The 26113-nt window shown below is 56.8% G+C and carries 24 protein-coding genes and 1 riboswitch; of the genes, 5 read left to right on the top strand and 19 right to left on the bottom strand.

Annotated features, from left to right (window positions below):
- The first annotated feature begins 165 nt into the window (after window positions 1–165).
- Together metH and LGM20_RS24100 are read left to right on the top strand one after the other, a co-directional pair.
- Window positions 166–3849: a methionine synthase gene (gene metH / locus LGM20_RS24105; RefSeq protein WP_044525117.1), complete on the top strand. Its 3684-nt coding sequence runs from the start codon at window positions 166–168 to the stop codon at window positions 3847–3849.
- Between the two features lie 129 nt (window positions 3850–3978).
- Window positions 3979–5610 (top strand): Na/Pi cotransporter family protein, encoded by a 1632-nt coding sequence (locus LGM20_RS24100; RefSeq protein ID WP_004206824.1) that lies wholly within the window; start codon window positions 3979–3981, stop codon window positions 5608–5610.
- Window positions 5611–5697: 87 nt separating this feature from the next.
- Here the strand turns inward: LGM20_RS24100 and LGM20_RS24095 are convergent, their stop codons facing one another.
- The 8 genes from LGM20_RS24095 to LGM20_RS24060 form a co-directional block, all read right to left on the bottom strand.
- Window positions 5698–6507 (bottom strand): shikimate 5-dehydrogenase, encoded by an 810-nt coding sequence (locus LGM20_RS24095; RefSeq protein WP_044525118.1) that lies wholly within the window; start codon window positions 6505–6507, stop codon window positions 5698–5700.
- Window positions 6500–7732, bottom strand: a complete 1233-nt coding sequence (gene sorE / locus LGM20_RS24090) for an L-sorbose 1-phosphate reductase (protein WP_044525119.1) — start codon at window positions 7730–7732, stop codon at window positions 6500–6502. Before sorE ends, LGM20_RS24095 begins: the two co-directional genes overlap by 8 nt.
- 72 nt (window positions 7733–7804) lie before the next feature.
- The gene (locus tag LGM20_RS24085; RefSeq protein ID WP_002884590.1) at window positions 7805–8629 is read right to left on the bottom strand and encodes a PTS system mannose/fructose/sorbose family transporter subunit IID; all 825 of its coding nucleotides are present in this window, start codon (window positions 8627–8629) and stop codon (window positions 7805–7807) included.
- 11 nt (window positions 8630–8640) lie between these two features.
- Entirely contained in the window at window positions 8641–9441 is an 801-nt protein-coding gene (locus tag LGM20_RS24080) for a PTS mannose/fructose/sorbose transporter subunit IIC (protein ID WP_002884608.1), read from the bottom strand.
- 65 nt (window positions 9442–9506) lie between these two features.
- Window positions 9507–10001 carry a mannose/fructose/sorbose PTS transporter subunit IIB gene (locus tag LGM20_RS24075; protein WP_044525120.1) on the bottom strand — a complete coding sequence of 165 codons (495 nt, stop codon included), beginning with the start codon at window positions 9999–10001 and terminating at the stop codon, window positions 9507–9509.
- A complete protein-coding gene (locus LGM20_RS24070) occupies window positions 10001–10408 on the bottom strand; it encodes a mannose/fructose/sorbose PTS transporter subunit IIA (RefSeq protein ID WP_044525121.1) in 408 nt (135 codons plus the stop codon). Before LGM20_RS24070 ends, LGM20_RS24075 begins: the two co-directional genes overlap by 1 nt.
- A gap of 9 nt (window positions 10409–10417) precedes the next feature.
- Window positions 10418–11221: an SDR family oxidoreductase gene (locus LGM20_RS24065; protein WP_044525122.1), complete on the bottom strand. Its 804-nt coding sequence runs from the start codon at window positions 11219–11221 to the stop codon at window positions 10418–10420.
- 70 nt (window positions 11222–11291) lie between these two features.
- Window positions 11292–12239: a sugar-binding transcriptional regulator gene (locus LGM20_RS24060; protein ID WP_002884616.1), complete on the bottom strand. Its 948-nt coding sequence runs from the start codon at window positions 12237–12239 to the stop codon at window positions 11292–11294.
- A gap of 349 nt (window positions 12240–12588) precedes the next feature.
- Here LGM20_RS24060 and rluF point away from each other — a divergent pair, with 349 nt between their 5' ends.
- Window positions 12589–13464 (top strand): 23S rRNA pseudouridine(2604) synthase RluF, encoded by an 876-nt coding sequence (gene rluF, locus LGM20_RS24055; protein WP_044525123.1) that lies wholly within the window; start codon window positions 12589–12591, stop codon window positions 13462–13464.
- On the opposite strand, the gene LGM20_RS24050 is transcribed toward rluF, so the two are convergent.
- The 3 genes from LGM20_RS24050 to lysC form a co-directional block, all read right to left on the bottom strand.
- Window positions 13461–13733 (bottom strand): YjbD family protein, encoded by a 273-nt coding sequence (locus LGM20_RS24050; RefSeq protein ID WP_004177859.1) that lies wholly within the window; start codon window positions 13731–13733, stop codon window positions 13461–13463. The genes rluF and LGM20_RS24050 overlap by 4 nt on opposite strands.
- Window positions 13734–13849: 116 nt before the next feature.
- The gene (gene panS, locus LGM20_RS24045; protein ID WP_023291615.1) at window positions 13850–14779 is read right to left on the bottom strand and encodes a ketopantoate/pantoate/pantothenate transporter PanS; all 930 of its coding nucleotides are present in this window, start codon (window positions 14777–14779) and stop codon (window positions 13850–13852) included.
- 138 nt (window positions 14780–14917) lie between these two features.
- A complete protein-coding gene (lysC, locus tag LGM20_RS24040; protein ID WP_017900129.1) occupies window positions 14918–16267 on the bottom strand; it encodes a lysine-sensitive aspartokinase 3 in 1350 nt (449 codons plus the stop codon).
- A 179-nt stretch (window positions 16268–16446) separates the two neighbouring features.
- Window positions 16447–16682: riboswitch (Lysine riboswitch) on the bottom strand.
- 348 nt (window positions 16683–17030) lie between these two features.
- On the opposite strand from lysC, the gene pgi reads away from it, so the two are divergent.
- Window positions 17031–18680: a glucose-6-phosphate isomerase gene (gene pgi / locus LGM20_RS24035; protein ID WP_044525124.1), complete on the top strand. Its 1650-nt coding sequence runs from the start codon at window positions 17031–17033 to the stop codon at window positions 18678–18680.
- A 48-nt stretch (window positions 18681–18728) separates the two neighbouring features.
- Here pgi and LGM20_RS24030 read toward each other — a convergent pair whose 3' ends face one another.
- From LGM20_RS24030 to LGM20_RS24005, 6 genes are all read right to left on the bottom strand, one after another.
- Window positions 18729–19184, bottom strand: a complete 456-nt coding sequence (locus LGM20_RS24030) for an acyltransferase (protein ID WP_023291618.1) — start codon at window positions 19182–19184, stop codon at window positions 18729–18731.
- Between the two features lie 8 nt (window positions 19185–19192).
- Window positions 19193–19702, bottom strand: a complete 510-nt coding sequence (locus tag LGM20_RS24025; RefSeq protein WP_044525125.1) for a GNAT family N-acetyltransferase — start codon at window positions 19700–19702, stop codon at window positions 19193–19195.
- Window positions 19703–19811: 109 nt separating this feature from the next.
- Entirely contained in the window at window positions 19812–20192 is a 381-nt protein-coding gene (locus tag LGM20_RS24020) for a RidA family protein (RefSeq protein ID WP_023291620.1), read from the bottom strand.
- 20 nt (window positions 20193–20212) lie between these two features.
- Window positions 20213–20533 (bottom strand): AzlD domain-containing protein, encoded by a 321-nt coding sequence (locus LGM20_RS24015; RefSeq protein WP_004206276.1) that lies wholly within the window; start codon window positions 20531–20533, stop codon window positions 20213–20215.
- On the bottom strand, window positions 20526–21266 hold the full coding sequence (locus LGM20_RS24010; protein ID WP_023291621.1) for an AzlC family ABC transporter permease: 741 nt from the start codon (window positions 21264–21266) through the stop codon (window positions 20526–20528). The genes LGM20_RS24015 and LGM20_RS24010 overlap by 8 nt, the downstream gene beginning before the upstream one ends.
- Before the next feature lie 62 nt (window positions 21267–21328).
- On the bottom strand, window positions 21329–22606 hold the full coding sequence (locus tag LGM20_RS24005; RefSeq protein WP_023291622.1) for an L-cysteine desulfidase family protein: 1278 nt from the start codon (window positions 22604–22606) through the stop codon (window positions 21329–21331).
- Between the two features lie 370 nt (window positions 22607–22976).
- Between LGM20_RS24005 and psiE the strand changes: the two genes are divergently transcribed.
- On the top strand, window positions 22977–23387 hold the full coding sequence (gene psiE, locus LGM20_RS24000) for a phosphate-starvation-inducible protein PsiE (RefSeq protein ID WP_004206282.1): 411 nt from the start codon (window positions 22977–22979) through the stop codon (window positions 23385–23387).
- 194 nt (window positions 23388–23581) lie between these two features.
- On the opposite strand, the gene malG is transcribed toward psiE, so the two are convergent.
- Both malG and malF read right to left on the bottom strand, forming a co-directional pair.
- Window positions 23582–24472 (bottom strand): maltose ABC transporter permease MalG, encoded by an 891-nt coding sequence (malG, locus tag LGM20_RS23995; protein WP_002884725.1) that lies wholly within the window; start codon window positions 24470–24472, stop codon window positions 23582–23584.
- A gap of 14 nt (window positions 24473–24486) precedes the next feature.
- Complete coding sequence (malF, locus tag LGM20_RS23990; protein ID WP_023291623.1) at window positions 24487–26031, bottom strand: maltose ABC transporter permease MalF; 1545 nt, start codon at window positions 26029–26031, stop codon at window positions 24487–24489.
- Between the last annotated feature and the right edge of the window lie 82 nt (window positions 26032–26113).

Raw genomic sequence — 26113 nt, 5'->3', positions numbered from 1 at the left:
TGATTTTCGTTTTATTTGGCGATAATGCAATCACAACCGGACTCATCGGAGGAGTGAAGCTGAACATGTCTCATATTGCCCGTTGTTGTCTTTTCCGCTCCGGTGGTTTATGCCAGTATGGTTTGTTGGCTATTTGGCCTGTGTTGAGCGTTGTCGGGAGCAAGTGTGAGCAGCAAAGTTGAGCAACTGCATCAGCAGTTAAAAGAACGTATTCTGGTTCTGGATGGGGGCATGGGCACCATGATCCAGGGCTACCGTCTGAGTGAGCAGGACTTTCGCGGTGAGCGCTTTGCTGACTGGCCGTGCGACCTGAAAGGCAACAACGACCTGCTGGTGCTCAGCAAGCCCGAGGTGATCCGCGAGATCCACGACGCCTACTTCGAGGCCGGCGCGGATATCATTGAGACCAACACCTTTAACTCGACGACCATTGCGATGGCGGATTACCAGATGGAATCCCTGTCGGCAGAGATCAACTTTGCGGCGGCGAAGCTGGCCCGCGCCAGCGCCGACGCCTGGACGGCCCGCACGCCGGAAAAACCGCGCTACGTCGCGGGCGTGCTTGGCCCAACCAACCGCACCGCCTCTATTTCGCCTGATGTGAACGATCCGGCGTTCCGCAATATTACCTTTGACCAGCTGGTGGCTGCCTATCGCGAATCCACCCGAGCGCTGGTGGAAGGCGGCGTGGATCTGATCCTGATTGAAACGGTATTTGACACCCTGAACGCCAAAGCGGCCATCTATGCGGTGAAAGAGGAGCTGGAGGCGCTGGGCGTTGACCTGCCGCTGATGATCTCCGGGACCATTACCGATGCCTCCGGCCGCACGCTGTCCGGGCAGACCACCGAAGCTTTCTATAACTCGCTGCGTCACGCCGAAGCCTTATCGTTTGGTCTGAACTGCGCCCTCGGGCCGGACGAACTGCGCCAGTACGTCCAGGAGCTGTCGCGTATCGCTGAGTGCTACGTTACCGCGCACCCGAACGCTGGCCTGCCCAATGCCTTCGGCGAATACGATCTGGATGCCGATACCATGGCGGCGCAGATCCGCGAATGGGCGGAAGCCGGTTTCCTCAATATCGTCGGCGGCTGCTGCGGCACCACGCCGGAACATATCGCCGCCATGAGCCGGGCGGTGACCGGCCTGCCGCCGCGCCAGCTGCCGGAGATCCCCGTCGCCTGCCGTCTTTCCGGCCTGGAGCCGCTGAATATCGGCGATGACAGCCTGTTCGTTAACGTCGGCGAACGTACCAACGTTACCGGCTCGGCGAAATTTAAACGCTTAATCAAAGAAGAGAAGTACAGCGAAGCGCTGGACGTCGCGCGTCAGCAGGTGGAAAGCGGCGCGCAGATCATCGATATCAACATGGACGAGGGGATGCTCGACGCCGAAGCGGCGATGGTGCGCTTCCTCAACCTGATTGCCGGCGAGCCGGACATTGCCCGCGTGCCGATCATGATCGACTCCTCCAAATGGGAGGTCATCGAAAAGGGCCTGAAATGCATTCAGGGCAAAGGCATCGTTAACTCCATCTCGATGAAAGAGGGCGTCGAACCCTTTATCCACCATGCGAAACTGGTTCGCCGCTACGGCGCCGCGGTGGTGGTGATGGCCTTTGACGAAGTGGGGCAGGCCGATACCCGCGAACGTAAAATTGAGATTTGCCGTCGCGCCTACAAAATCCTCACCGAAGAGGTCGGCTTCCCGCCAGAAGATATTATCTTTGACCCGAATATCTTCGCGGTGGCGACCGGTATCGAAGAACACAATAACTATGCCCAGGACTTTATCGGCGCCTGCGAAGACATCAAACGCGAGCTGCCGCACGCGCTGATCTCCGGTGGCGTCTCTAACGTGTCGTTCTCCTTCCGCGGCAACGACCCGGTGCGCGAGGCGATCCACGCCGTATTCCTCTACTACGCGATCCGCAACGGCATGGACATGGGCATCGTCAACGCCGGCCAGCTGGCGATTTACGACGACCTTCCCGCCGAGCTGCGCGACGCGGTGGAGGACGTGATCCTCAACCGCCGCGATGACAGCACCGAAAGATTGCTCGAGCTGGCGGAAAAATATCGCGGCAGTAAAGTTGACGACGGCGCCAATGCCCAGCAGGCGGAATGGCGCAGCTGGGAGGTGAAAAAACGCCTCGAATATTCGCTGGTGAAGGGCATTACCGAATTTATTGAACAGGACACCGAAGAAGCGCGTCAGCAGGCCGCTCGCCCGATTGAGGTGATCGAAGGGCCGCTGATGGACGGCATGAACGTGGTCGGCGATCTGTTCGGCGAAGGCAAAATGTTCCTGCCGCAGGTTGTGAAATCCGCCCGCGTCATGAAACAGGCGGTGGCCTACCTGGAGCCGTTTATTGAAGCCAGTAAAGAGCAGGGCTCCAGTAACGGCAAAATGGTGATTGCCACGGTAAAAGGCGACGTTCATGACATCGGCAAAAACATCGTCGGCGTGGTGCTGCAGTGCAATAACTACGAAATAATCGATCTTGGCGTGATGGTCCCGGCGGATAAAATTCTCAAAACCGCCAAAGAGATGAACGCGGATCTCATCGGCCTTTCCGGGTTGATTACCCCGTCGCTCGACGAAATGGTTAACGTGGCGAAAGAGATGGAGCGCCAGGGCTTTACCATCCCGCTGCTGATCGGCGGCGCGACCACCTCTAAAGCGCATACGGCGGTGAAAATCGAGCAGAACTACAGCGGCCCGACCGTTTACGTACAGAACGCTTCGCGCACCGTCGGGGTGGTGGCTGCGCTGCTCTCGGACACGCAGCGCGATGAGTTTGTCGCCCGTACGCGCAAAGAGTATGAAACCGTGCGTATCCAGCATGGGCGTAAAAAACCGCGCACCCCGCCGGTGACCCTGGCCGCCGCACGGGAAAACGATCTGGCCTTTGACTGGGAGAGCTACACTCCGCCGGTGGCCCATCGCCTGGGGATTCAGGAGGTGGAAGCCAGTATCGAGACGCTACGCAACTACATCGACTGGACGCCGTTCTTTATGACCTGGTCGCTGGCGGGCAAATATCCGCGCATTCTGGAAGATGACGTGGTAGGGGAAGAGGCGCAGCGCCTGTTCAAAGACGCTAACGAGCTGCTGGATAAGCTGAGCGCAGAGAAAACCCTCAACCCGCGCGGCGTGGTGGGCCTGTTCCCGGCCAACCGCGTGGGCGACGATATTGAAATCTATCGCGATGAAACCCGCACCCACGTGCTGACGGTGAGCCATCACCTGCGCCAGCAGACGGAGAAGGTCGGCTTCGCCAACTACTGCCTCGCCGACTTTGTGGCGCCGAAGCTGAGCGGCAAAGCGGACTATATCGGCGCCTTCGCCGTCACCGGCGGCCTGGAAGAGGACGCGCTGGCGGAAGCCTATGAAGCGCAGCATGATGACTATAACAAGATCATGATCAAGGCCATCGCCGATCGTCTGGCGGAAGCCTTCGCCGAGTATCTGCACGAGAAAGTGCGCAAGGTCTACTGGGGGTATGCGGCCAATGAGAACCTCAGCAATGAGGAGCTTATTCGCGAGAATTACCAGGGGATCCGTCCGGCGCCGGGGTATCCGGCCTGTCCGGAGCACACCGAAAAAGGCACCATCTGGCAGCTGCTGGACGTCGAAGCCCATACCGGCATGAAGCTCACCGAATCGTTCGCCATGTGGCCGGGGGCATCGGTTTCCGGCTGGTACTTCAGCCATCCTGACAGCAAATACTTCGCCGTGGCGCAGATCCAGCGCGACCAGGTCGAAGACTACGCGCTGCGTAAAGGGATGACCCCGGCGGAAGTCGAGCGCTGGTTAGCCCCTAATCTGGGCTATGATGCGGACTAGTCGTCATCTTTCCTTACAACAAACAAGGCGCTCTGTGAGCGCCTTGTCTCTTTATTGAGGTTAACCCCTTATACTGAGATAGGTTCCAGAACGTCGGAACACCTATAACGATAAGGAGAAGCTGATTCCGTGTTAACTCTGCTACACCTGTTGTCCGCGGTCGCTCTGCTGGTGTGGGGCACGCATATCGTGCGTACCGGGGTGATGCGCGTCTATGGCGCTCGCCTGCGTACCGTTCTCAGTAGCAGCGTAGAGAAAAAGCCGCTCGCCTTCTGCGCGGGTCTTGGCGTGACTGCGCTGGTGCAAAGCAGCAATGCCACCACCATGCTGGTGACCTCGTTTGTCGCCCAGGATTTAGTGGGCCTCACGCCGGCGCTGGTGATGGTGCTGGGGGCCGACGTCGGGACGGCGCTGATGGCGAGGGTGCTGACCTTCGACCTGTCGTGGCTGTCGCCGTTGTTGATATTTATCGGGGTGATTTTCTTCCTCGGCCGTAAGCAGACCCGCGCCGGGCAGCTGGGGCGAGTGGGGATTGGCCTTGGGCTGATCCTGTTGGCCCTGGAGCTGATTGTGCAGGCCGTCCACCCCATTACCCAGGCCAACGGCGTGCAGGTGATTTTTGCCTCGCTGACCGGGGATATTATGCTGGATGCCTTGATTGGCGCCGTATTCGCGATCATCAGCTACTCCAGCCTGGCGGCGGTGCTGCTGACCGCGACGCTGACTGCGGCAGGAGCGATCTCTTTCCCGGTGGCGCTGTGCCTGGTGATTGGCGCCAACCTGGGATCGGGGCTGTTGGCGATGCTCAACAACAGCGCGGCGAACGCGGCGGCGCGCCGGGTGGCGCTGGGCAGCCTGCTGTTTAAGCTGGTGGGGAGCCTGATCATTCTGCCGTTCGTCCATCCGCTGGCCGCGGCGATGCATAAGCTACCGTTGGCCGAGTCCGAGCTGGTTATCTACTTCCACGTTTTTTACAACCTGCTGCGCTGCATCGCGATGGTCCCTTTTGCCGGACCGATGGCGAAGCTGTGCCAGCGCATGATCCGCGATGAACCCGAGCTGGATAACCATCTCAAACCCAAGCATCTCGACCCGTCGGCGCTGGACACCCCGGCGCTGGCGCTGGCCAATGCCGCGCGCGAGACGCTGCGCATTGGTGACGCGATGGAGCAAATGCTGGAGAGCCTGCATAAGGTGATGCATGGCGAACCGCGTCAGGAGAAAGAGCTACGCCGCATGGCGGACGATATCAACGTACTCTACACCGCCATTAAGCTCTATCTGGCGCGAATGCCAAAGGATGAACTGGCGGAAGAGGAGTCCCGGCGCTGGGCGGAAATTATTGAGATGTCGTTAAACCTCGAGCAGGCCTCCGATATCGTCGAGCGGATGGGCAGCGAGATCGCTGATAAATCGCTGGCGGCGCGGCGCGCCTTCTCGGTGGAAGGGTTAAAGGAGCTGGACGCCCTGTACGATCTGTTGCTCAGCAACCTGCAGCTGGCGATGTCGGTCTTCTTCTCCAGCGATGTGCCCAGCGCCCGTCGCCTGCGGCGCAGTAAACACCGGTTCCGCATTCTTAACCGCCGCTACTCGCATGCGCACGTTGACCGTCTGCATCAGCAGAACGTGCAGAGTATCGAAACCAGTACGTTGCACCTGGCGCTGCTGGGGGATATGAAGCGTCTGAACAGCCTGTTCTGCTCGGTGGCTTACAGCGTGATGGAGCAGCCGGATGAAGACGACGAAAGGGATGACTACTGAGACGGATTATTTTTCCGTCTATGTCGCTTCTTTTCTGGCGAGGTAGCCCTCCCGGGACGTGGCTGACGCCTTCCCGGGAGGGACATCCTAGCTTCTGGCAAACGCCGAGGCCTCTGCCACCAGCACGTTATCCGGTCGTACGCCGGTATAAAGGGCGAACTGCTCAACGGCTTGCAGGGCAATGACTTCCGCACCGCTGATGGTTTGCTTACCCCGTTGTTGCGCCAGGCGTATCAGCGGGGTTTCCGCCGGCAACGCGACCACGTCAAACACGACGCTGGCCTGGGCCACCATGGCCTCGCTGAACGCCAGCGTGTTGCTTTCCGCTCCCCCCGCCATGCCCAGCGGTGTGACATTGACCAGAATCTCGGCTGCGATCCCTTCCGGCAGGGGCTGCCACTGAAAGCCATACTGTTTTGCCAGCGCCAGGCCGCGCTGGCGATTGCGGGCCGCAATGATCACGTCACGGAAACCGGCATCACGGAAGGCGGCAATGACGGCTTTCCCCATGCCGCCGCTACCCTGAATCATCACTCTGGCGTTGGTATCGAGCCGATGGCTGGCGATCAGGCTTTTGACCGCGATGTAATCGGTGTTCAGCCCGGTTAACTTCCCGTCGTCATTGACGATGGTGTTGACGGAGTCGATGACTTTTGCCGACGGATCGATAGCGTCAAGAAACGGTATGCAGCTCTCTTTAAACGGCATGGAGACCGCACAGCCGCGGATACCCAATGCGCGAACCCCTTTTACCGCCGCCTCAATATCCTTAGTCGTAAAGGCTTTGTAGAGGTAGTTCAACCCCAGCTTGTCATACAGATAGTTATGAAAGCGGGTGCCGAAGTTGCCGGGGCGACCCGCCAGGGAGATGCACAACAGCGTATCGCGGTTAATCATGCATAATATCCTCCGCGTGGGCCAGCAGATACGCTTCAGCCTCCTGGGACCAGATCCCATGGTGACGCGCCACAATCGCTGCCAGTTCGGGATCGGCGATCTCGCCCAGCGGCGTGAGCGGGAAGGCTTTTCCGGTATACACCAGCTTTTTTCCCCCGCCGATGGCAGGCAGATCGAGGGTGGTTTCGCCCGCAGCGTTCAGGCCGAGAATATGGGTGACCACTTTCGCCGTCTGGACCTTTTTCGCCTGCATCAGCGCCACCGCGGCGCGCATATCGTCAGTATTACCGCCGGAGGTGCCGACGTAGTGGGTAAAGGCGTAGTGCACGTCGTAGAAGTTGATCGGGGCGCTGAATTGCTTATCCTGGGGGCCAGCAAAGAAATTCAGGCAGCCGTCCGGGGCCAGCAACGAGGAGGCCAGGGTGATCAGCTGTTCGTTTGGCACAAACACGAAGATATCGTCGAAGCCATGGCCGCCGCTGAGCGCCAGCAGCGTATCGCGACTGGCCTCATGGCCGTCGAGGTAGTGGATCAGCGTCTGCGGCTCAGAGGGGTAATGACGGCGGGCGTAGCTGAGCTTCGGCTTATTGGTATCGGTCACTACCAGTAGTGAAGGATTGATGGGGCCGTGCAGCGCATAGTCGATGGCCAGCAGCCCCATCGGCCCCGTCCCGCCCAGGATCAGGGTGCGTCCCTGAGGACGGATCCCCATCATGTGGTTGTAACTCCCCTCCTGCAGATGATAGTTGGCGTTGAAGGCGCCAATGACGCAGGAGAGCGGCTCCACCAGCGATCCTTCAAACCAGGTATCCCCCTCCCAGGTGAGCAGGCAATCCTGCGCCATCACCTCATTGGGGATCACCACATGCGTGGCTTCGCCACCGATCCATGGGAATGAGTAGCCGGGGCAGTCGGGTCGGTCGGGCAACTGCAGGTTGGCCTGGATCACGTAGCGCTGCCCCGGCTGAAACTTATGCTGCCACTTTTTACCGACGGCAAGGATTTCGCCGCAGAATTCATGGCCGATAATAATAGGCCTGGTGGCCACATCATCAGGCACCTTTTTATGATCGGCACCCTGATTGGCCTCTTTCCATGAAGAAAGGCACAGGCTGTCAGTGACCACCCGGGCGAGGATCTCATCGTCCTGCATCGCCGGGAGGGTAAAGGTTTCCAGGCGCAGGTCACGTTTGCCATACAGGCGCAGAGCCGTTGTTGTTTGCATAAACCACCTCATCCCCTTCATCTTTCGGGGCTATGTTGTTGACGTCACCCCGGCATCGCCGGGGCGGAATAATCAGGACAGAAAGCCGAGGGCGTTGCCGATAATGCCTAAGCCGAAAAGGGCGAAAATCAGCCAGACCGGATTCACTTTCTTGTTCAGCAGACGCACCATCAGTAGCGTCAGGCCCAGCGCCAGCAGGCCGGGGCAGAGCTGATCGAGGATGTTCTGGACGGTCATCGTGACGGTGGCGCCGTCTGCACCGGGCGTTTGGGACACCACCAGCGGCACATTGATGGTGGTCCATTTGGTCACCAGCACCCCCATGACAAACAGGCCGAGAATGGAGGCGCCTTCGGTCAGCTTCTGCAGCAGGTTACCGCCCATATCGCTGACGATATTGACCCCTTTACGGAAGCCCAGTTGCAGGCCGTACCACTTCATTGCCAGCCGCACTGCATTGAAAATAAAGAAAAATAACAAAGGTCCCAGAATATTGCCGGAGAGGGCCAGCGAGGCGCCAAGGGCCGCGGTAATCGGCCGCAGCGTGCCCCAGACCAGCGGGTCGCCGACGCCGGCCAGCGGGCCCATCAGACCCACTTTGATGCCGTTGATAGCGCCATCGTCAATGGCCGCGCCGTTAGCCCGGGCCTCCTCCATGGCGGCGGTGACGCCGATCACCGGGCCACACACCGCCGGCGTGGTATTAAAGAACACCAGATGACGCTTCAGCGCCGCGACCTGATCGGCTTTGAGCGGATACAGGCGTTTGATCGCCGGGATCATGTCGTAGCAAAATCCCAGGCCATGAATACGTTCGAAGTTAAAGGAGGCCTGCTGGAGGTTGGAGCGGAGAAACATGCTCACCAGGTCGCCTTGCGTGATTTTTTTCTGTTCCATTTTCGGCTCCATTAGTCGTCAAGCTGGTCAAGGGCGGGGGCAGAGGGGGCAGTGGAGGCGGCGGGTTCAGCCTTACGCCACTGTGGATTGAGCTGGATGTAGATCAGCGCGATGATGACGCCCACGCCGCCGAAGGCCAGCAGACTGAAGTCGAGATAACCCCCGGCGAGAAAACCGAGGAAAAAGAAGGGCATCAGGTACTTCACACCCATCATTCGCAGCACCATCGCGTAGCCCACGACGACAATGAAACCACCGGCAATCTGCAGGCCGCGGGTGACGAATTCCGGGATCGCGCTGAGCATACTGCTGACCATATCCGCGCTAACGAACAGCGAGACCACCAGCGCCGGGATTGCCACGCGTAGTGCCTGCACCCCCAGTGCGGAGACATGCAGCAGGTCGATTGTGCGAAAGCGCGCCTCCTCGGCCGCTTTGTCCGCGGCGTGCTGGAACACCACGGTAATGGTACGGGCGAAAACGGTCAGCACCTGCCCGGCGGCGGCCACCGGCAGAGCAATGGCGATACCGGTGGCAATGCTCTGGTGGCCCACAATCACCAGAATGGCGGAGATAATGCTGGCCAGCGCCGAATCTGGCGACTGCGCTGCCCCCACGTTCATCCAGCCGAGGGCGATCAGCTCCAGCGTACCGCCGAGCATAACCCCGGTTTTTAAATCACCCAGGATGAGGCCAATCACGGTACAGGCGATAAGGGGCCGATGGGTCTGAAATTCATCCAGCACGCTGCCCATTCCGGCAATACAGGAAAAAATAAATATGGCTATTATCTGTAGAGTACTAATTTCCATAATTTATGACCTTTAAGGTGTGAGTCATCCTGCCTGCTACGGCATATCACAACAGGCGCTATTTTTTATTCGCAGAAAGCTGTTTCGTTAATTTTGTCGAGAATATTGACTGACGGATCTGATGCGACCACGCGTAAATCGAGTTTTACGCCCAGTTTATCGAGTTCACGGAATGCCTGAATATCCTGCGGATCCAAAGAAACGGCTTTGGTTAGCTGTTTTTTCCCGGGTCGCCAGGCCATGCCACCAATATTTAACGTGGCGATCTGCACGCCCTGGCGCACCATCATTAAAACATCGTGTGGATTGGTAAATAAATAAAAGACGGTCTCGTCCTGATATTGCGGGTTATGATAGACCGCAACCGCTTTTTCCAGACTGACAACGTTTACCTTCATGCCTGGCGGAGCCGCCTGGCGCAACAGGGTCCGGCGAACCTCATCGTTAAATACATCGTCATTGCAGATAATTATCCGCTGGGCGTTGGCGACTTTTGACCACACGGTGGTAACCTGGCCATGAATCAGTCGGTCATCAATACGGGCGAGGGTAATTTGCATCAGAACTCCTCCTCAACGGTTTCTGGCTGCTGCCAGACCACACAGCACTGACTGGCGATGGCCTGCAGATGCTGGCATAAGTCATCGGCGCTCAGGGTATGCTGGTTATCCACCAGCTCGAGCGCCAGCGGTAGCGACAGGCCGCTAATCACCCGGATCTGCGGGTGACGCATTGCCAGCCCGGCTGCGGCATTCCATGGGCTTCCGCACTGCAAATCTACCGCGATTACCCACTCCCCATTGGTGTGGGCGCTTACTAACTTTTCCAGGTTAATGGCGATATCCGCCGCGTTTTCGCCGGGGACAAACGCGACGGCGCTGACGTTAACCTCGCCGTAGACCATGCGTACCGAATCAAGCATGGCCCCGGCCAGCTGGCCGTGGGCGCAGAAGATAGCGTGAACCATACTGCCTCCTTAACCGCGCGTTTTTCCGCCGGCAATGTTAGTGGTGACTCCGGTGATGTAGCTGGCGCGCGCTGACAAGAGATAGCAAACAAAATCAGCCACTTCCGAGAGCTTTCCTGCCCGCCCGATGGGAATGGCGTTTTTGGTATATCCCTCGCGAAGTTGCTCGACGGTGATATTGCGCGTCCAGGCCAGCGCCTCTTCATATTCCGGTGTCCGCAGGCCGGTTTTTTCGAGGATCCCCGGCGCAACGCCGACCACGCGGATCCCATATTTACCCAATTCTTTGGACCAGGAGCGGGTAAAGCTGTTGAGCGCGGCCTTGGTCGCGGCGTAGCAGCTTTGACCTTCAGAGCCTTCCAGGCCGCTCTCCGAAGAGACATTGACAATCACACCGGCGCGCTGTTTGATCATTTGACGCGCCACCGCCTGCGACATGAAAAACACCCCTTTCTGGTTGATATTGACCATTTTTTCAAAAGCGGCTTCGTTTAATTCATAGCGGCCGGCCGGTGCTTTTTCGTCGACTAATAAACGCGGGAAATTCACGCCGGCGTTATTGACCAAACCATCAATTCGCGACCAGCGCTGAATAATGGCATCGATAGTCTGTTGCACCTCTGTCGCGCTGGAAATATCCGTCGGCCAGAAGTGATAATTATCGCCATTGTGATGACGATCGCCGCCATGAATATCAATCATCTGGACATGAGCACCTTGTGATAATAATTCATCGACAATGGCCAGCCCAATTCCCGAGGCGCCGCCGGTCACGATAATGACGTTATCTTTTAAATTTAACCATGTATTCATTATTTACTCCCATTTCTTTAGATAAAGGGATCCCCCGCAGCGGGTGCTGCGTGAAATCATATCCTGTGTGTTATTTCAGTAATAACTCAGCCGTTTCTCTGTTTGTCACCAGACAATTAATATAGCGTCCGTGCAATGCGCCAAGAATGCCAGAGTATTTCTCTTCACCCATGGCGATGCCGATGGAATAGCGAGCCTGGCGCAGCTTCGCCATTTCGATCGACAGGGTTTTTTCGCTCATATTGGTATCGACTAACCCGCCGTTAATATCGTAGAAACGCGAGCAGATATCCCCGGCGACGTGGCGGGCGTTGAGATCGTCGCTCTCTTCGCTGCCGTAGAAGGCATGCCAGTTTGCGCCGTCGCGAATGGCCGGTGAACCAATACCCACCAGCGCCACATCCAGGCTGTCCCAGTAGGATGAGATGGTTTTAAAATGCTGGGACTGCATGATGCCGTTGCGGATCAGCGGGTTATCCAGCAGGGCTGGAAAATCGGCAAGGTGGGATTCCGCTTTCAGCCTGGCTGCCGCGCCGTAGGTTAAAGTGTTCACATGGTAGCGGCTCTCCAGTTTACCGGAAGGACCACCGATGATGGGGACACAGATCACCTGGCGTGACTGGCTGGCCTGCGGCAGGTTCTCCACCAGCGAACGCACGGCGCGGCCCCATGAAAAACCGATGATATCGCCTGGCTCCAGCAATCGGTCGACAAGCAGGGCGCCATGCTGGCCCATCGCACTCAGCTGTTCTTCTTCCAGCAGCCCATCGCTACTGGCAACCACCGCCTCTTTCAGGCCAAATTTTTGCTTGAGCTGTTGCTCGAGCCACAGGTTTTCATTGTAGTCATAGTTGATGGCGATGGTAACAATGCCCTGCTCGCGGCCGCGCTTCAGCAGGCGACTGATGGTGGTGCGATAGATCCCCAGCTCGCGAGCAATTTGCGCCTGAGTCATATCCTGCTCGTAATAGAGCTGGGCGATTTTGACAATCAACCGGATATCATCGCTGTTTTCCATGGTCATCTGCAGGCTCCTGCACATTTGTGCAAATCGCGGGTTTGTGCTGTTGATCTGATATAACCCTATTAGAGCCACCGTTTAAAGCGATTTTCTTTTATTTCATCACCCTAATCTGGCGAATAATCTTGCACATTTGCGTTATCAATAGCTGGTTGTTGGCACCTTTGTGCATTGCACGCTAAATCGCTGATTCTGTGATATTTAAGCATGCAAAGTTGCCAGGCGTTGAGCGAGACACTTTTGTGAAAAAAGGCGTAGTCGATCACACCTTGCGCCGGAGGGCGCAAAGGCACATCTTTTTTCTCGCCCGCAAGGTAGGGTATATTTCGCTTTTACAGGAGAATCTATGCTGCCCGACTCATCAACCCGATTAAACAAATACATCAGTGAAAGCGGCATCTGCTCGCGTCGCGAAGCGGACCGCTTTATTGAACAAGGCAACGTCTTTATCAATGGCAAGCGCGCCACAATTGGCGATCAGGTGAAGCCTGGCGACCTGGTCAAAGTTAACGGACGGTTGATTGAGCCGCGCGAAGCGGATGATCTGGTGCTGATTGCGCTGAATAAGCCGGTCGGCATTGTGAGCACCACGGAAGACGGCGAGCGCGACAACATTGTCGATTTCGTCAACCACAGCAAGCGTATCTTCCCTATCGGCCGTCTGGATAAAGACTCCCAGGGGCTGATCTTCCTCACCAATCACGGCGACCTGGTGAATAAGATCCTGCGCGCCGGCAACGACCATGAAAAAGAGTATCTGGTTACGGTCGATAAGCCGGTGACCGATGAGTTCATTCGCGGCATGGGCGCGGGGGTACCGATTCTCGGGACCGTGACCAAAAAATGTAAGGTAAAGAAAGAAGCGCCGTTCGTTTTCCGCATCACTCTGGTGCAGGGGCTGAATCGCCAGATCCGTCGCATGTGCGAGCACTTTGGCTATGAAGTGACGAAGCTTGAGCGTACGCGGATTATGAACGTCAGCCTGACGGGGATCCCGCTGGGTGAGTGGCGCGATCTGACCGATGACGAGCTGATCGATCTGTTCAAGCTGATTGAAAACTCTTCTTCCGAAGCGAAGCCGAAAGCTAAGCCGAAGGCCAAAGCGGCGACCCCCGGCATCAAGCGCCCGGTGGTGAAGATGGAAAATAGCAACGATAAGGGCCGCCCGACTGGCAACGGCAAACGTTTCACCCAGCCGGGACGTAAAAAGAAAGGGCGTTAACGCCTGCCGCGGGTCGGCGTATTCGCCGACCAGGAAAAGGTCGCTTCCTTATCTGTCTTATAAGCCTGCTGTTTTTTCACCTGGCGGGCTTTCTTCGCTTCCGCTTCACGCTGGGCCATCAGCTTATCGATATATTCCTTTTTTACGCTGTTCGTTTCCGCATTGCTCAGCGGGCGGCCGTGCGCAATGCGCGCGCGGTCAAGCAGCGTTTTCAATTCGCGCTGTTCGCGCTCGGTCATCTCTTTTTGTGTAATACGGGGGAGTGCCATGGTGGTGCCCTCAGTCAGACCAGAGCACCCAGTGTACGGCAATGAATATTTTACTGATAGCCTGTATGGCAACTAAAGCAGGCACACGTCCGGGCCGGCGCCCGGACGTGTCACGCTCAGCGCTTGCTGGTTTTTTTGGCGATGGGCTTCCCTGACCAGTATCCGGCCAGCAGCGAACCGGACAGGTTATGCCAGACGGAGAACAGGGCTCCCGGCAGCGCCGCCAGCGGGCCGAAGTAAATTTTACCCAGCGCGGCCGCCAGGCCGGAGTTCTGCATCCCCACCTCGATCGCCAGCGTACGGCAGGTGGATTCATCAAAACCAAACAGACGTCCGCCCCAGTAGCCGCCGAGCAGGCCGATGGTGTTATGCAGGATCACTGCGATAATCACCACCAGGCCGACGGACGCGATATGGGCCGCGGAACCCGCCACCACCGCGCTGATGATCGCCAAAATGCACACCATCGAGAAAGCGGGCAGGAACGGCTCCACCGCTTTCACCACCTTCGGCAGCAGATGATGGACAATCAGCCCCAGGGCGATGGGAATGACCACAATCTGCAGAATGCTCAGCAACATCCCCATGACGTCGACCTGAATGTGCGCGTCGACGTACAGACGGGTCAGCAGCGGCGTCGCGATGACGCCGACCAGGGTGGAGACCGAGGAGATGGTCACCGACAGGGCCACATCCCCTTTGGCCAGAAAGATCATCACGTTGGAGGCCGTCCCGCTGGCGACGCTGCCCACCAGCACCATCCCGGCGGAGAGCTCCGGCGGCATATGAAACAGCAGCGCCAGCAGCCAGGCGGCGAGCGGCATCACCAGATAGTGCAGAAATATCCCTGCGGCGACCGGCGCCGGACGCGACAGGACGCGTTTGAAATCCGCCAGCTTCAGATGTACCCCCATACCGAACATAATCAGCATCAGCAGGGTGGTAACCCACGGGCCGATCGGGGTGAAGGTGGTGGGGGTGTAATAGGCCAGAACGGAGAGCAGCAGTGCCCATAACGGGAACAGCCGCGTCAGAGTTGCGAGCATGTTGTGTTCCTTGCGATACGCAAACCGGCCGCGCCGTCCCGGTAGGGCGGCGAGCAGGTCAGCTGGTTGTGTTGATGTTGTTATAAAAAAGCCGGGTTCGAGCCCGGCTATAGGTATTGTTTATCGTGCTAAGGAATTTTATTCAAACAAATTATGATGCAACGTCTGCACCACCTTCTCCGCATCGGCGCCAGGCACAAGGAAGCAGAGGTTGTGGCTGGACGCGCCATAGCAGATCATGCGGATGTTAAACGGATCAAGGACGCCAAACACCTCTTTGCCGACGCCGCAGGCTTTCGACAGCTCGTTGCCGATCAGGGCAACCAGCGCCAGGTCTTCTTCCACTTCCACGCGGCACAGCGAGGAGAGCTCGGTCAGCAGCGCCTGGGTCAGCAGGGTATCGCCCGCAGAGGTTGAGCCAGTGGTGTCCATGGTCAGGGCCACGCTCACTTCGGAGGTGGTGATCAAATCGACGGAGATGTTATGGCGCGCCAGAATACCGAACACTTCGGCGAGGAAGCCGCGGGAGTGCAGCATATTCAGGCTGTGCAGCGTCAGCAGCGTCTGGCGGCGACGCAGCGCCAGCGCGCGGAACAGCGGCGGGTTCTCGGTGGTTTTACACACCAGCGTACCGCCCGCTTTAGGTTCTTTACTGGAGCCGACAAATACCGGGATATCGCTGCGCACGGCAGGCAGCAGGGTCGCCGGGTGCAGCACTTTGGCGCCAAAGGTGGCCATTTCCGCCGCCTCTTCAAAGGCGATGACGTCGATGCGTTTCGCCGCAGGCGCGACGCGTGGGTCGGTCGTATAGATCCCGGGCACATCGGTCCAGATATCGACGCGGGTGGCATTCAGCGCTTCGCCGAGCAGAGCGGCGGTATAGTCGCTGCCGCCGCGGCCGAGGGTGGTGGTGCGGCCTTTCGCTTCGCTGCCGATAAAGCCCTGCGTCACCACCAGGCCTTCCGCCAGACGCGGCGTCAGCTGCTGCTGAGTCAGTTCGGCGACGGCGGCGATATCCGGTTCGGCGCGACCAAAGCGATCGTTAGTGCGCAGCACTTTACGGGCGTCAAACCACTGCGCCTGAATTCCGCGCTCACGCAGAATCTCTACAAACAGCAGGGTGGACATCAGTTCGCCATGGCTGACCAGTTCGTCAGTCAGCGCGCTAGAGGAGGCGAGCGCGGCGGCTTCCGCCAGCGTGGTGATATTTTCCAGCAGGCGCTCAATCTCTTCGCGGATCACGTTGGGATAGCGCAAACGCTCCAGAATATTGAACTGGATCTGGCGCAGAGCGTCCAGCTGGGAAAAACGTTCGGTGGGTTCCAGCCCTTCCGCTAAGGCCACCAGAATGTTGGTCACGCCGGCAGAGGCGGAGAGCACAACAATACGGGTATTGGCATCGAGCAGCGCCACATCAATGCTGCGGTTCATCGCGTCAAAATCAGCAACGCTGGTGCCGCCAAATTTGGCGACGACTAAATCTGTCATAACAACCTCGTGTCAGGGGGCCTGACTTATTAAAACGATTCCTGAACACCGATCCTGACAGGGGCTGGATGCCGCCGGATCGCAACAAAATGTCTTAATAAGCCAGGCCAAATTATTCAGCCATGGCACAAGGGAAGAGCGATAAACAGGGTGGCGCAGAATGATAAACAACTACGATGTCACCCAGAAGTGCTCCACCTTGTAGACCCGACTCACCGCTCTGGGCGCTGAAGTGTTCGGGTATGAAACGCCCGACTGCGAACGTTTCTGGTGACAACCCAGGGGATTCAGCCCCTGTGGCCGGTGAGGAGCGTAACCAGACGCTCTTTCACCTCGGCGTTGCTCCCCCTCACGTATTTTCGCCGGACTGGTTCCTCCAATACGGTTACCTGGGCAACGCACCTCTTCTGGCAATTACCGACGTCTTTCACCTGGCCGGGGGAATAAGGACATTATATCCCCCGCGAATACCCTTTCGCTGTAGCGTGAAATGCGCGAGCAATAGATACTTACAATACGTAAGCACTGCGGATATATAAAGGCTTAACGCCAGCTATGTCAACGCTGCGGTTATGCGGATTTTTCATGCCCCTGCGGCTAACAGAAAAAAGCCTTATGATAGCTATACTAATGGGGCTTTTTACTCCGTTTTGACCTGATTCCTGACCGGCGTCAGGGACAAGTCACAAAAATCATCACAATTTTCCGTCACCGGCGCTACAATCGACCGAAGTCACAATCTCAAATCAGAAGAGTATTGCTAATGAAAAACATCAACCCAACGCAGACCTCTGCCTGGCAGGCATTACAGAAACACTTCGACGAAATGAAAGATGTCACTATCAGCGAGCTGTTCGCCAAAGATAGCGACCGTTTTTCTAAATTTTCCGCGACGTTCGACGATCTGATGCTGGTGGACTTCTCCAAAAACCGCATCACCGAAGAGACGCTGGCTAAACTGCAGGATCTGGCGAAAGAGACCGATCTCACAGGCGCCATCAAGTCGATGTTCTCCGGTGAAAAGATCAACCGCACCGAAGATCGTGCGGTACTCCACGTCGCGCTGCGCAACCGCAGCAATACGCCGATTGTGGTTGATGGCAAAGATGTGATGCCGGAAGTGAACGCTGTGCTGGAGAAGATGAAAGCCTTCTCTGAAGCGATTATCTCCGGCAGCTGGAAAGGCTACACCGGCAAACCGATCACCGACGTGGTCAACATTGGTATCGGTGGCTCCGACCTCGGTCCGTTCATGGTCACCGAAGCGCTGCGTCCGTATAAAAATCACCTCAACATGCACTTTGTCTCCAACGTCGATGGCACCCACATCGCCGAAGTGCTGAAGAACGTCAACCCGGAAACCACCCTGTTCCTGGTCGCGTCCAAAACCTTTACCACTCAGGAGACCATGACCAACGCCCACAGCGCGCGCGACTGGTTCCTGGCGACCGCGGGCGACGACAAGCATGTGGCTAAACACTTCGCGGCGCTCTCCACCAACGCGAAAGCGGTTGGCGAGTTCGGCATCGACACCGCCAACATGTTCGAATTCTGGGACTGGGTTGGCGGCCGTTACTCCCTGTGGTCGGCGATTGGCCTGTCCATCATTCTCTCCGTGGGCTTCGACAACTTCGTTGAGCTGCTGTCTGGCGCGCATGCGATGGATAAGCACTTCTCCACCACCCCGGCGGAGAAAAACCTGCCGGTGCTGCTGGCGCTGATCGGTATCTGGTACAACAACTTCTTCGGTGCGGAAACCGAAGCGATTCTGCCTTACGACCAGTACATGCACCGTTTTGCCGCCTACTTCCAGCAGGGCAACATGGAGTCCAATGGTAAGTATGTCGACCGTAACGGCCACGCCGTGGACTACCAGACTGGCCCGATCATCTGGGGCGAGCCGGGCACCAACGGTCAGCACGCGTTCTACCAGCTGATCCATCAGGGCACCAAAATGGTACCGTGCGATTTCATCGCCCCGGCTATCACCCACAACCCGCTCTCCGATCATCATCCGAAGCTGCTGTCCAACTTCTTCGCCCAGACCGAGGCCCTGGCCTTCGGTAAATCCCGTGAAGTGGTGGAGCAGGAATATCGCGATCAGGGTAAAGATCCGGCGACCCTGGAGCACGTGGTGCCGTTCAAAGTGTTCGAAGGCAACCGCCCGACTAACTCTATCCTGCTGCGTGAGATCACCCCGTTCAGCCTCGGGGCGCTGATTGCTCTGTACGAGCACAAAATCTTCACCCAGGGCGCGATCCTTAACATCTTCACTTTCGACCAGTGGGGCGTTGAGCTGGGCAAACAGCTGGCTAACCGCATCCTGCCGGAGCTGAAAGACGGCAGCGAAGTCAGCAGCCACGACAGCTCCACTAACGGTCTGATTAACCGTTATAAAGCCTGGCGCGCATAACGCTTGCGCCGTTAAGACGAAATGCCGACCTTATGGTCGGCATTTTTTTTACAGCCGCCGCAGCAGGCGGGCTGGATTCCCCGCCCACACGCCTTTCTCGGTGATGGACTTCGTCACCACGCTGCCCGCGCCAATCACCACGCCGTCGCAGATGTTGACGGCCAGAATCGTGGCGCCGCTACCGATCGACACGTCATCGCCAATCTCAATCCGCCCCCAGCTGGCGCGGTCGGCGTTTGGTTTGCCGTCGCGAAACAGGTCGTTGGCGAACATCACCCCGTGACCGATAAAACAGCGCCGGCCAATGGTGACGTACTCGCAGATGAAGGTATGCGACTGGATTTTACTCTCCGCGCCGATGCGGGTATTCCCCTGGATCTCAACGAACGGTCCAACGAAGACGTTATCACCCAGCGTGCAGTCGTACAGGTTGGCGGGCTGGTAAATAACGACATTTTTCCCACAGACGACGTTACGTACGCCGGTATCACGAAGCTCAGGCATAGTTCCTCTCACAGCGGTTTGGCCAGAATATGTAAGGTGCTTTGCTGGCTGGCGGAATGGAAAGTCGTGTCTCTGATGTGCTGCATCCCCTGGCGTTCGTAAAAACGGCGCGCGGCGGGATTCGCGGCGAGTACTTCCAGCCACAGCCAGCGTTCGCCGGCCGTTTTTGCTCGCGTCTCGATGGCGTGAAAAATCTGCTCGCCGTAGCGGTGGCCAGTCTCCCCCGGCATCAGGTAGAGCTTATGCAGCAGCGTACCCATCGTGCCATCTTCAGCCATTCGCTGCTGATAGCTATATTTCGCGAAACCAACGGGGGAAGCGGCTTCGGCGATGAGCCAATGATGGTTGGCATCGGTAAGACTCCGACGTAGCGCATCTTCGGCATATTCTTGCTTAAGAAATAACGCCAGTTCATCGGCATTGCGCCAGAGATGGGCGAAGTGGTGCTGGTAACTGGCATAACCCATCGCGCTCAGTTGTGGCGCGTCCTCGGGCAATGCCTTTCGGATAGTTAACATGCTGCGTTCCTCGGGTCGTTCAGTGGCTATAGTGCCTGTAATATGAACAACGTGGAACGACAAAAATCGGTGGGGAAGGGGCTGGAGGTTCTTCCTCCAGCCGGGGGGATTAACGGGCGAAAGCGATCGCTTCGATTTCGACGCCAGCGTCTTTCGGTAACCTGGCTACTTCCACGCAGGAGCGCGCCGGAAAGGCCGCCTGATGTTCGGTAAAGAAGGCCTCGTAGGCGGCATTAATGGCGGCAAAATCCGCCAGGTCTTTCACAAACACCGTGGTTTTGACGATCTGACCAACGGTGAGGCCGGCGGCTTCGACGATGGCTTTCACGTTCTCCAGCGACTGGCGCGTCTGTTCGGCAATGTCGTCGGGCATGGTGCCGTCCTGCGGATTAATGGGCAGCTGGCCGGAGGTGAGGGTCATCGCGCCGAGATTGACGCCCTGAACGTACGGACCAATCGCGGCGGGCGCGTCAGCGGTAGTAATAATCATGTGGTTACCCCTTCAAACAGTTACAGAAAATAATTCAATAGCACCAGCGAGCCGACGCCGCTCACCACCACCCACACCAGACCTAAACGGAAGCTGGCGAGCGTACAGATAATGGCGGCGATCACCTTCGGATTTTTTAAGTCGAACTCCATGCTGGAATTCACGCTCAGGATCTGAATGGTGATGATGGCCGGCAGGACGGTGACCGGCACGAAGCGCAATGTTTTGGTCACCCGCTCAGACATCTGGATCTTGCCGGCCAGGCCGATAAACGAGAAACGAATAAGAAAAGTGACCGCGGCCATGCCCAGCGTCAGGGCGATAAAATAGCTATTACTCATTTTCCAGCGCCTCCACTAACGGCATATCGGATTCGGTTGTTGCCATCTGCTTGCGCTCTTCCGCCAGGTCGACGCACAGGCCGGCAAGGACACCGAGCACGGAGGCGACGACGATACCCAGCGAGTAGGGCAGGACCACTAACAGCACGCCGGAAACGGCGGCCACTACCGCGGCGACGGTGCAGGCCTGGCTTTTAATTTGCGGCACCACGATGGCGATAAAGGCGGCGACCATGGCGAAATCGAGACCGTATTTCTCAATGTGGGGAAACGAGGCGCCGACCAGCGCGCCAAGAAAATCGGCCAGCACCCAAATCGCCCAGAAGGTGACCATCGCCGAACCATAAAACAGATATTTTTCCTTTTTATTTCCTTCCATCTCTTTGACGGTGGTGGCATACACTTCGTCGGTGAGCGCATAGGACATAAAGCATTTTTTAAAGAATGAGGCTTCGCGCACGGTGCCGGAAATAGAGGCGCTATACAGCACATGGCGAAGATTAATAATTAATGTGGTGAAAATAATCACGCCGAGCGTGGCGCCGGTTTTTAACATATTCAGTGCCAGCATTTGCGCCGAACCGGCAATCACAATCGCCGACCACGCGGTACTTTGCCAGACGCTCATGCCGGCGCTGACGCTTAATGCGCCAACAATGAACGAGAAAGGAAAGTCCCCGATGCACAGGGGCATAATGGCGCTGGCGCCGCGTAATATGACTTTTTTATTCATCGTAAAATACCTGTTGGTGCAGGCAATAAATCATTATTGCGTAGGGTACAAAAGGGCTGGTCTTATTTGCTGACCATAATGCGAATGATCTCTTTATCGGTTTGCGCCATAGGCTTAATCACGAGGCGGCACAGGTTATTAATCGACTGTTCGACGTCGGCGCAGACAATGCCGTCGTTGGCGCTGGCGCAGCGGTTTTGCATCGCCATCAACACAGATTTAAAGGCGCTGGAAACCACCGAGGAGACCTTCATCGCGCAGCTGTTGGAAGCGCCATCGCAAATCATGCCGGTAACATCGCTAATCATATTGATGATGGCGGTGTTGATGGTTTCGATATTGCGGGTAAACAGCCATGCCATACCGGCGGCAGCGCCCATGGCGGCGGTGGAGGCCGCGCACAGTGCGGACAGGCGGGTATAGCGCGAATGGATGGAAATGGCCGTCAGATGCGAGAGCGCCAGCGCGCGAGCGAGCGTCTCTTCATCGGCATTCAGATGCTCGGCGACGGTAACTACCGGCATGGTCGCTGCGATCCCCTGGTTGCCAGAGCCGAAGTTCGACATGGCGACCACCGGGGCTCCGCCCATACGCGCATCGGAAGCTGCGACGGTGTTGATAATGACCTCGCTCATTAAGTCATTACTTAACAAACCATTTTTAACGGCTTCAGAGAATGTTCCGTTAATATTCAACCCATACTTTTTCGATTTGCCTTCTGCAGCCAGTGCGCTATTGAGGCGGGCGGCTTCCAGAATAAACGTAATATTCTCAACCGGGGTGGAGATAATAAAGTCATACGCTTCCTGGAGAGAGAAAGTTGGCAGTTCAGTCTGCGCTGTGGCGCTATTTTCCCCAGCGTGTAATGGCTGCTGTTCGCCATTAATATATAACTCGACCACATTGGTATGCGTGCCTTTTACCACGACGCGACAGGTCTGGTCACCGGCGCTGAGGGTGAGATCGAGATGAATAAAGTCAGGCGTATCCTGGACGTCAATAGTAACGTGGCCTGCATCCACCAGCGCTTGTGCCTGTTCCACATGCTGTGAAGTAATGCCTGCCAGGGTCTGTAATCCCTTATCGGCATCGCCACCAAAGGCGCCGATGGCGGCGGCCAGCGCGACGCCATTAACTGTCGTGCCGGGAATCGTGACGCCCGTGGCGTTTTTATACAGGTTGGCAGAAATAAAACCGCTAATTTTTTCGCAGGGTGTCGCTAAATGTTTCGCGGCGTAAGCGGTGGTAAATGAAATAGCAACAGGTTCCGTACAACCTAATGCTGGTGCGACTTCTCGCTGTAGCCAGCGAATAAAAAGTGAGGATGCTTGGTCAGACATTATTATGATTCCTGGACGTAAGATGATGAGGAAATATGCTAAGGGAATCGGCAGAAAAAAACTTTCTCAAATAACCATTTATTTATTAAGGTCTGGAGAAAAATTTTATTTTTAGCCTTATCTAAACATGCAGGTCTGTATGTAAATTAAGTTATTGATTAACAATGACTGTGCAGGGATAGTTTTATACAAAAAAGGGGGTTCAGTTATGTCGATCACACGCCGTTAAGGAGAGCATTTTTCTCTTTTGCCGAAATCCTGTCCTGAGGGCGCAAACGTGGAAAGCCCACGCGGTGAGGGGTAACTGTAGATCTGGATCACACTTTTGCGCTATACCGGACGCAACAAGGACTGATTATGAGGTGTGAATATGTCGTCGGTTTATCGCCCACTGGTGAATTTTATCGCCACTGCGATGCAAACGGTTTTGAATCTGGGGCTGCTGTGCCTGGGGATTATCCTGATCGTCTTCCTCGGTAAAGAGACGCTGCATCTGGCCGATGTCCTCTTTACCCCGGAGCCGACCAGTAAGTACCGGCTGGTGGAAGGACTGGTGGTCTACTTTCTCTACTTCGAATTTATCGCGCTGATCGTCAAGTATTTTCAGTCGGGGTTCCACTTCCCGCTGCGCTATTTCGTCTATATCGGCATCACCGCGATTGTGCGTTTGATCATCATCGATCATGAATCGCCGATGGCGGTGCTCATATACTCCGCCGCGATCCTGATCCTGGTGATTACGCTCTGGCTGTGTAACTCCAATCGCCTGAAACGCGAATAAAAAAAAAGCGGCCTCCAGGGCCGCTGACCAACAGTCACAAATAGAATTTATGTAGGGTCCAGTTGAGGATAGCAGTGGCATTGGCCTTACTTTTTCAGCTGAGGGCGACGGCGACAATACCCGGTTGGGGTCGTGTATTGCGGCTAGACCGTCGGCCCCCATCTGAAATTTGGGGCCGGTGTTACAAAAAAAACTTAACCTTTCACCCCACCCGCCGTCAGGCCGTTCACCAGCCAGCGCTGCGCCAGCAGGAACACTACCGTGATTGGGATGGCGGAGAGTACCGCCGCGGCGGCAAAATCGCCCCACAGATAGTTCTGCGGGTTGAGATACTGTTGCATGCCTACCGCCAGGGTATAGCTGTTCACATCGCGCAGCAGCAGCGAGGCGACCGGCACTTCGGTGATGGCGGCGATGAACGACAGAATAAAGACCACCGCCAGAATCGGCACCGACAGCGGCAGCAGCACGAGGCGGAACGCCTGCCATGGGGTCGCGCCATCCAGCGCCGCCGCTTCTTCCAGCGAGCCATCGATGGTTTCGAAGTAGCCTTTAATCGTCCAGACGTGCAGGGCGATACCGCCCATGTAGGCAAAGATCACGCCGCCGTGGGTGTTGAGGCCGACGAACGGGATGTACTGGCCCAGGCGGTCAAACAACGCGTACAGGGCAACCAGCGACAGCACCGCCGGGAACATCTGGAAAATCAGCATCCCTTTCAGCAGGGTCGCTTTCCCCGGGAAGCGCATACGGGCAAAAGCGTAGGCGCAGGTGGTGGAGAGGGCGACGATACCGATCGCGGTAATCCCGGCGACCTTAATCGAGTTCCACAGCCACAGCAGGACCGGGAACGGCGGCGGCGTGACGCGGCCATCCGCGTGTTCGACGCTGAAGCCTAACGCCAGACGCCAGTGTTCCCAGGAGATGGTATCCGGGATCAGGCTGCCGGTGGCGAAGTTGCCTTCGCGCAGCGAGATGGCGATAACCATCAGCAGCGGAAACATAATCGCGGCGATAAAAATCAGTAGCAGGAGATGCGTGGTAAATAAACGTAGCTTCTGCGATTTGGGTTGGACCATAGCCATTATCGTTATCTCCCTTAATCAAACTTCATGCGTGTGGCTTTCAGGTTCACAATCGCTAACGCGCCAACCAGCAGGAAGATAAGCGTTGCGATAGCCGCCGCCAGGCCGAAGTCCTGACCGCCGCCGCCTTCAAAGGCGATACGGTAGGTGTAGCTCACCAGCAGGTCGGTATAACCGGCCGGGGTGGTGGTGCCGAGACGGTCCGGACCGCCGTTGGTCAACAGTTGAATCAGGACGAAGTTGTTAAAGTTAAAGGCGAAGCTGGCGATCATCAGCGGCGTCAGCGGCTTAATCAGCAGCGGGAAGGTAATTTTAAAGAAGTTCTGGAACGGGCCGGCGCCATCCATTGCCGACGCTTCGTACAGATCGTCCGGAATCGCCTTCAGCAGCCCCATGCACAGGATCATCATGTACGGGTAGCCCAGCCAGGTGTTGACGATGATGATCATGGTGCGCGCGGTGGTCGGGTCGCTAAACCACGCCGGTTTAATGCCGAACAGCGCGCTGAGCATCATGTTGATTTCACCAAAGCTCTGGTTGAACAGGCCTTTGAAAATCAGAATCGAAATAAATGACGGTACGGCATACGGCAGAATCAGCAGGACACGGTAAATCGCTTTGCCTTTCAGCGCTTCCCACTGCACCAGGCAGGCGAGGATCATCCCCACCGCGACGGTCAGCACCACGGTCAGAACCGAGAACACCACCGTCCAGACGAAGATGGCGAAGAACGGTTTCTGGATGCCTTCATCGTGGAAGACGCGGGTAAAGTTATCCCAGCCGATAGTCACGGTGTAGCCCGGGCTCAGCTTTTCTGTGCCCCAGCTACCGTCGGCGTTGATTGCCTGGTAGAAACCAACGTCGTTGTTCGGGCGGTATTTGACGTGGGTTTGATTGTTGGTCAGCTCGCCGTTTTCGCCAAGCGTATACAGCGGTTGGGTGCCGGAGAACTGGCGCAGCGAGCTCATGATCACTTTGCTGTCATCAGGCAGTACGGCGGTCAGCTGGTTCAGCGCGGTGCGGTTCTGGGTAATGACGCGCAGGTTGGCGCGCTCGCCTTCCGGCAGGGCATCAGTTTCTTTTAACGCCAGCTTCTGCTCGCCGCCGAATTTAAAGGCGTCGGAAAGGTAGTTTTTACCGCTCTCGCCATCGGTCAGGGCCAGCTTCCACTCGTCGCCTGCCGGGATCAGCGTGAAGTTATAGGCTTTGCCGGCCTGGAAGGAGCGATCCATCAGCACCTGCTGCGCGCGCTCAAAGGTCAGCTGGTTGGTGCTGCTGTAGTTGGTGAACGCGATAGCGATAGTACAGATCAGCGGAAACAGGACAAACAGGCCCATGCCGGCGAGGCCGGGATAGACATAGCGCCAGGCATAGGCCTTGCGATTAGCGAAAATATACAGGCCAACTGAGCTTAAAATCAGCGTCATGATGGCGAACAGGTACTCCCCCTGGGCGTACATCAAAACAACAAGGTAACCCACCAGCAGGCACAGTAAGCCAATCACAGACCATGTGAGTTGCGGACTTTGCCACCAGTGTCTCTTTTTAACGGCATCCATGGGGATCATCCTCTACAGCGTTAAACATCTGTCGGCGTCAGTGCCTGATGGCGCTGCGCTTATCCGGCCTACGGATTGTGTA

The organism is Klebsiella quasipneumoniae subsp. quasipneumoniae, assembly GCF_020525925.1.
Lineage (GTDB): Bacteria > Pseudomonadota > Gammaproteobacteria > Enterobacterales > Enterobacteriaceae > Klebsiella > Klebsiella quasipneumoniae.
The sequence above is the reverse complement of the archived record's forward strand: the minus strand, read 5'-3'. Positions and strand labels throughout refer to the sequence as shown.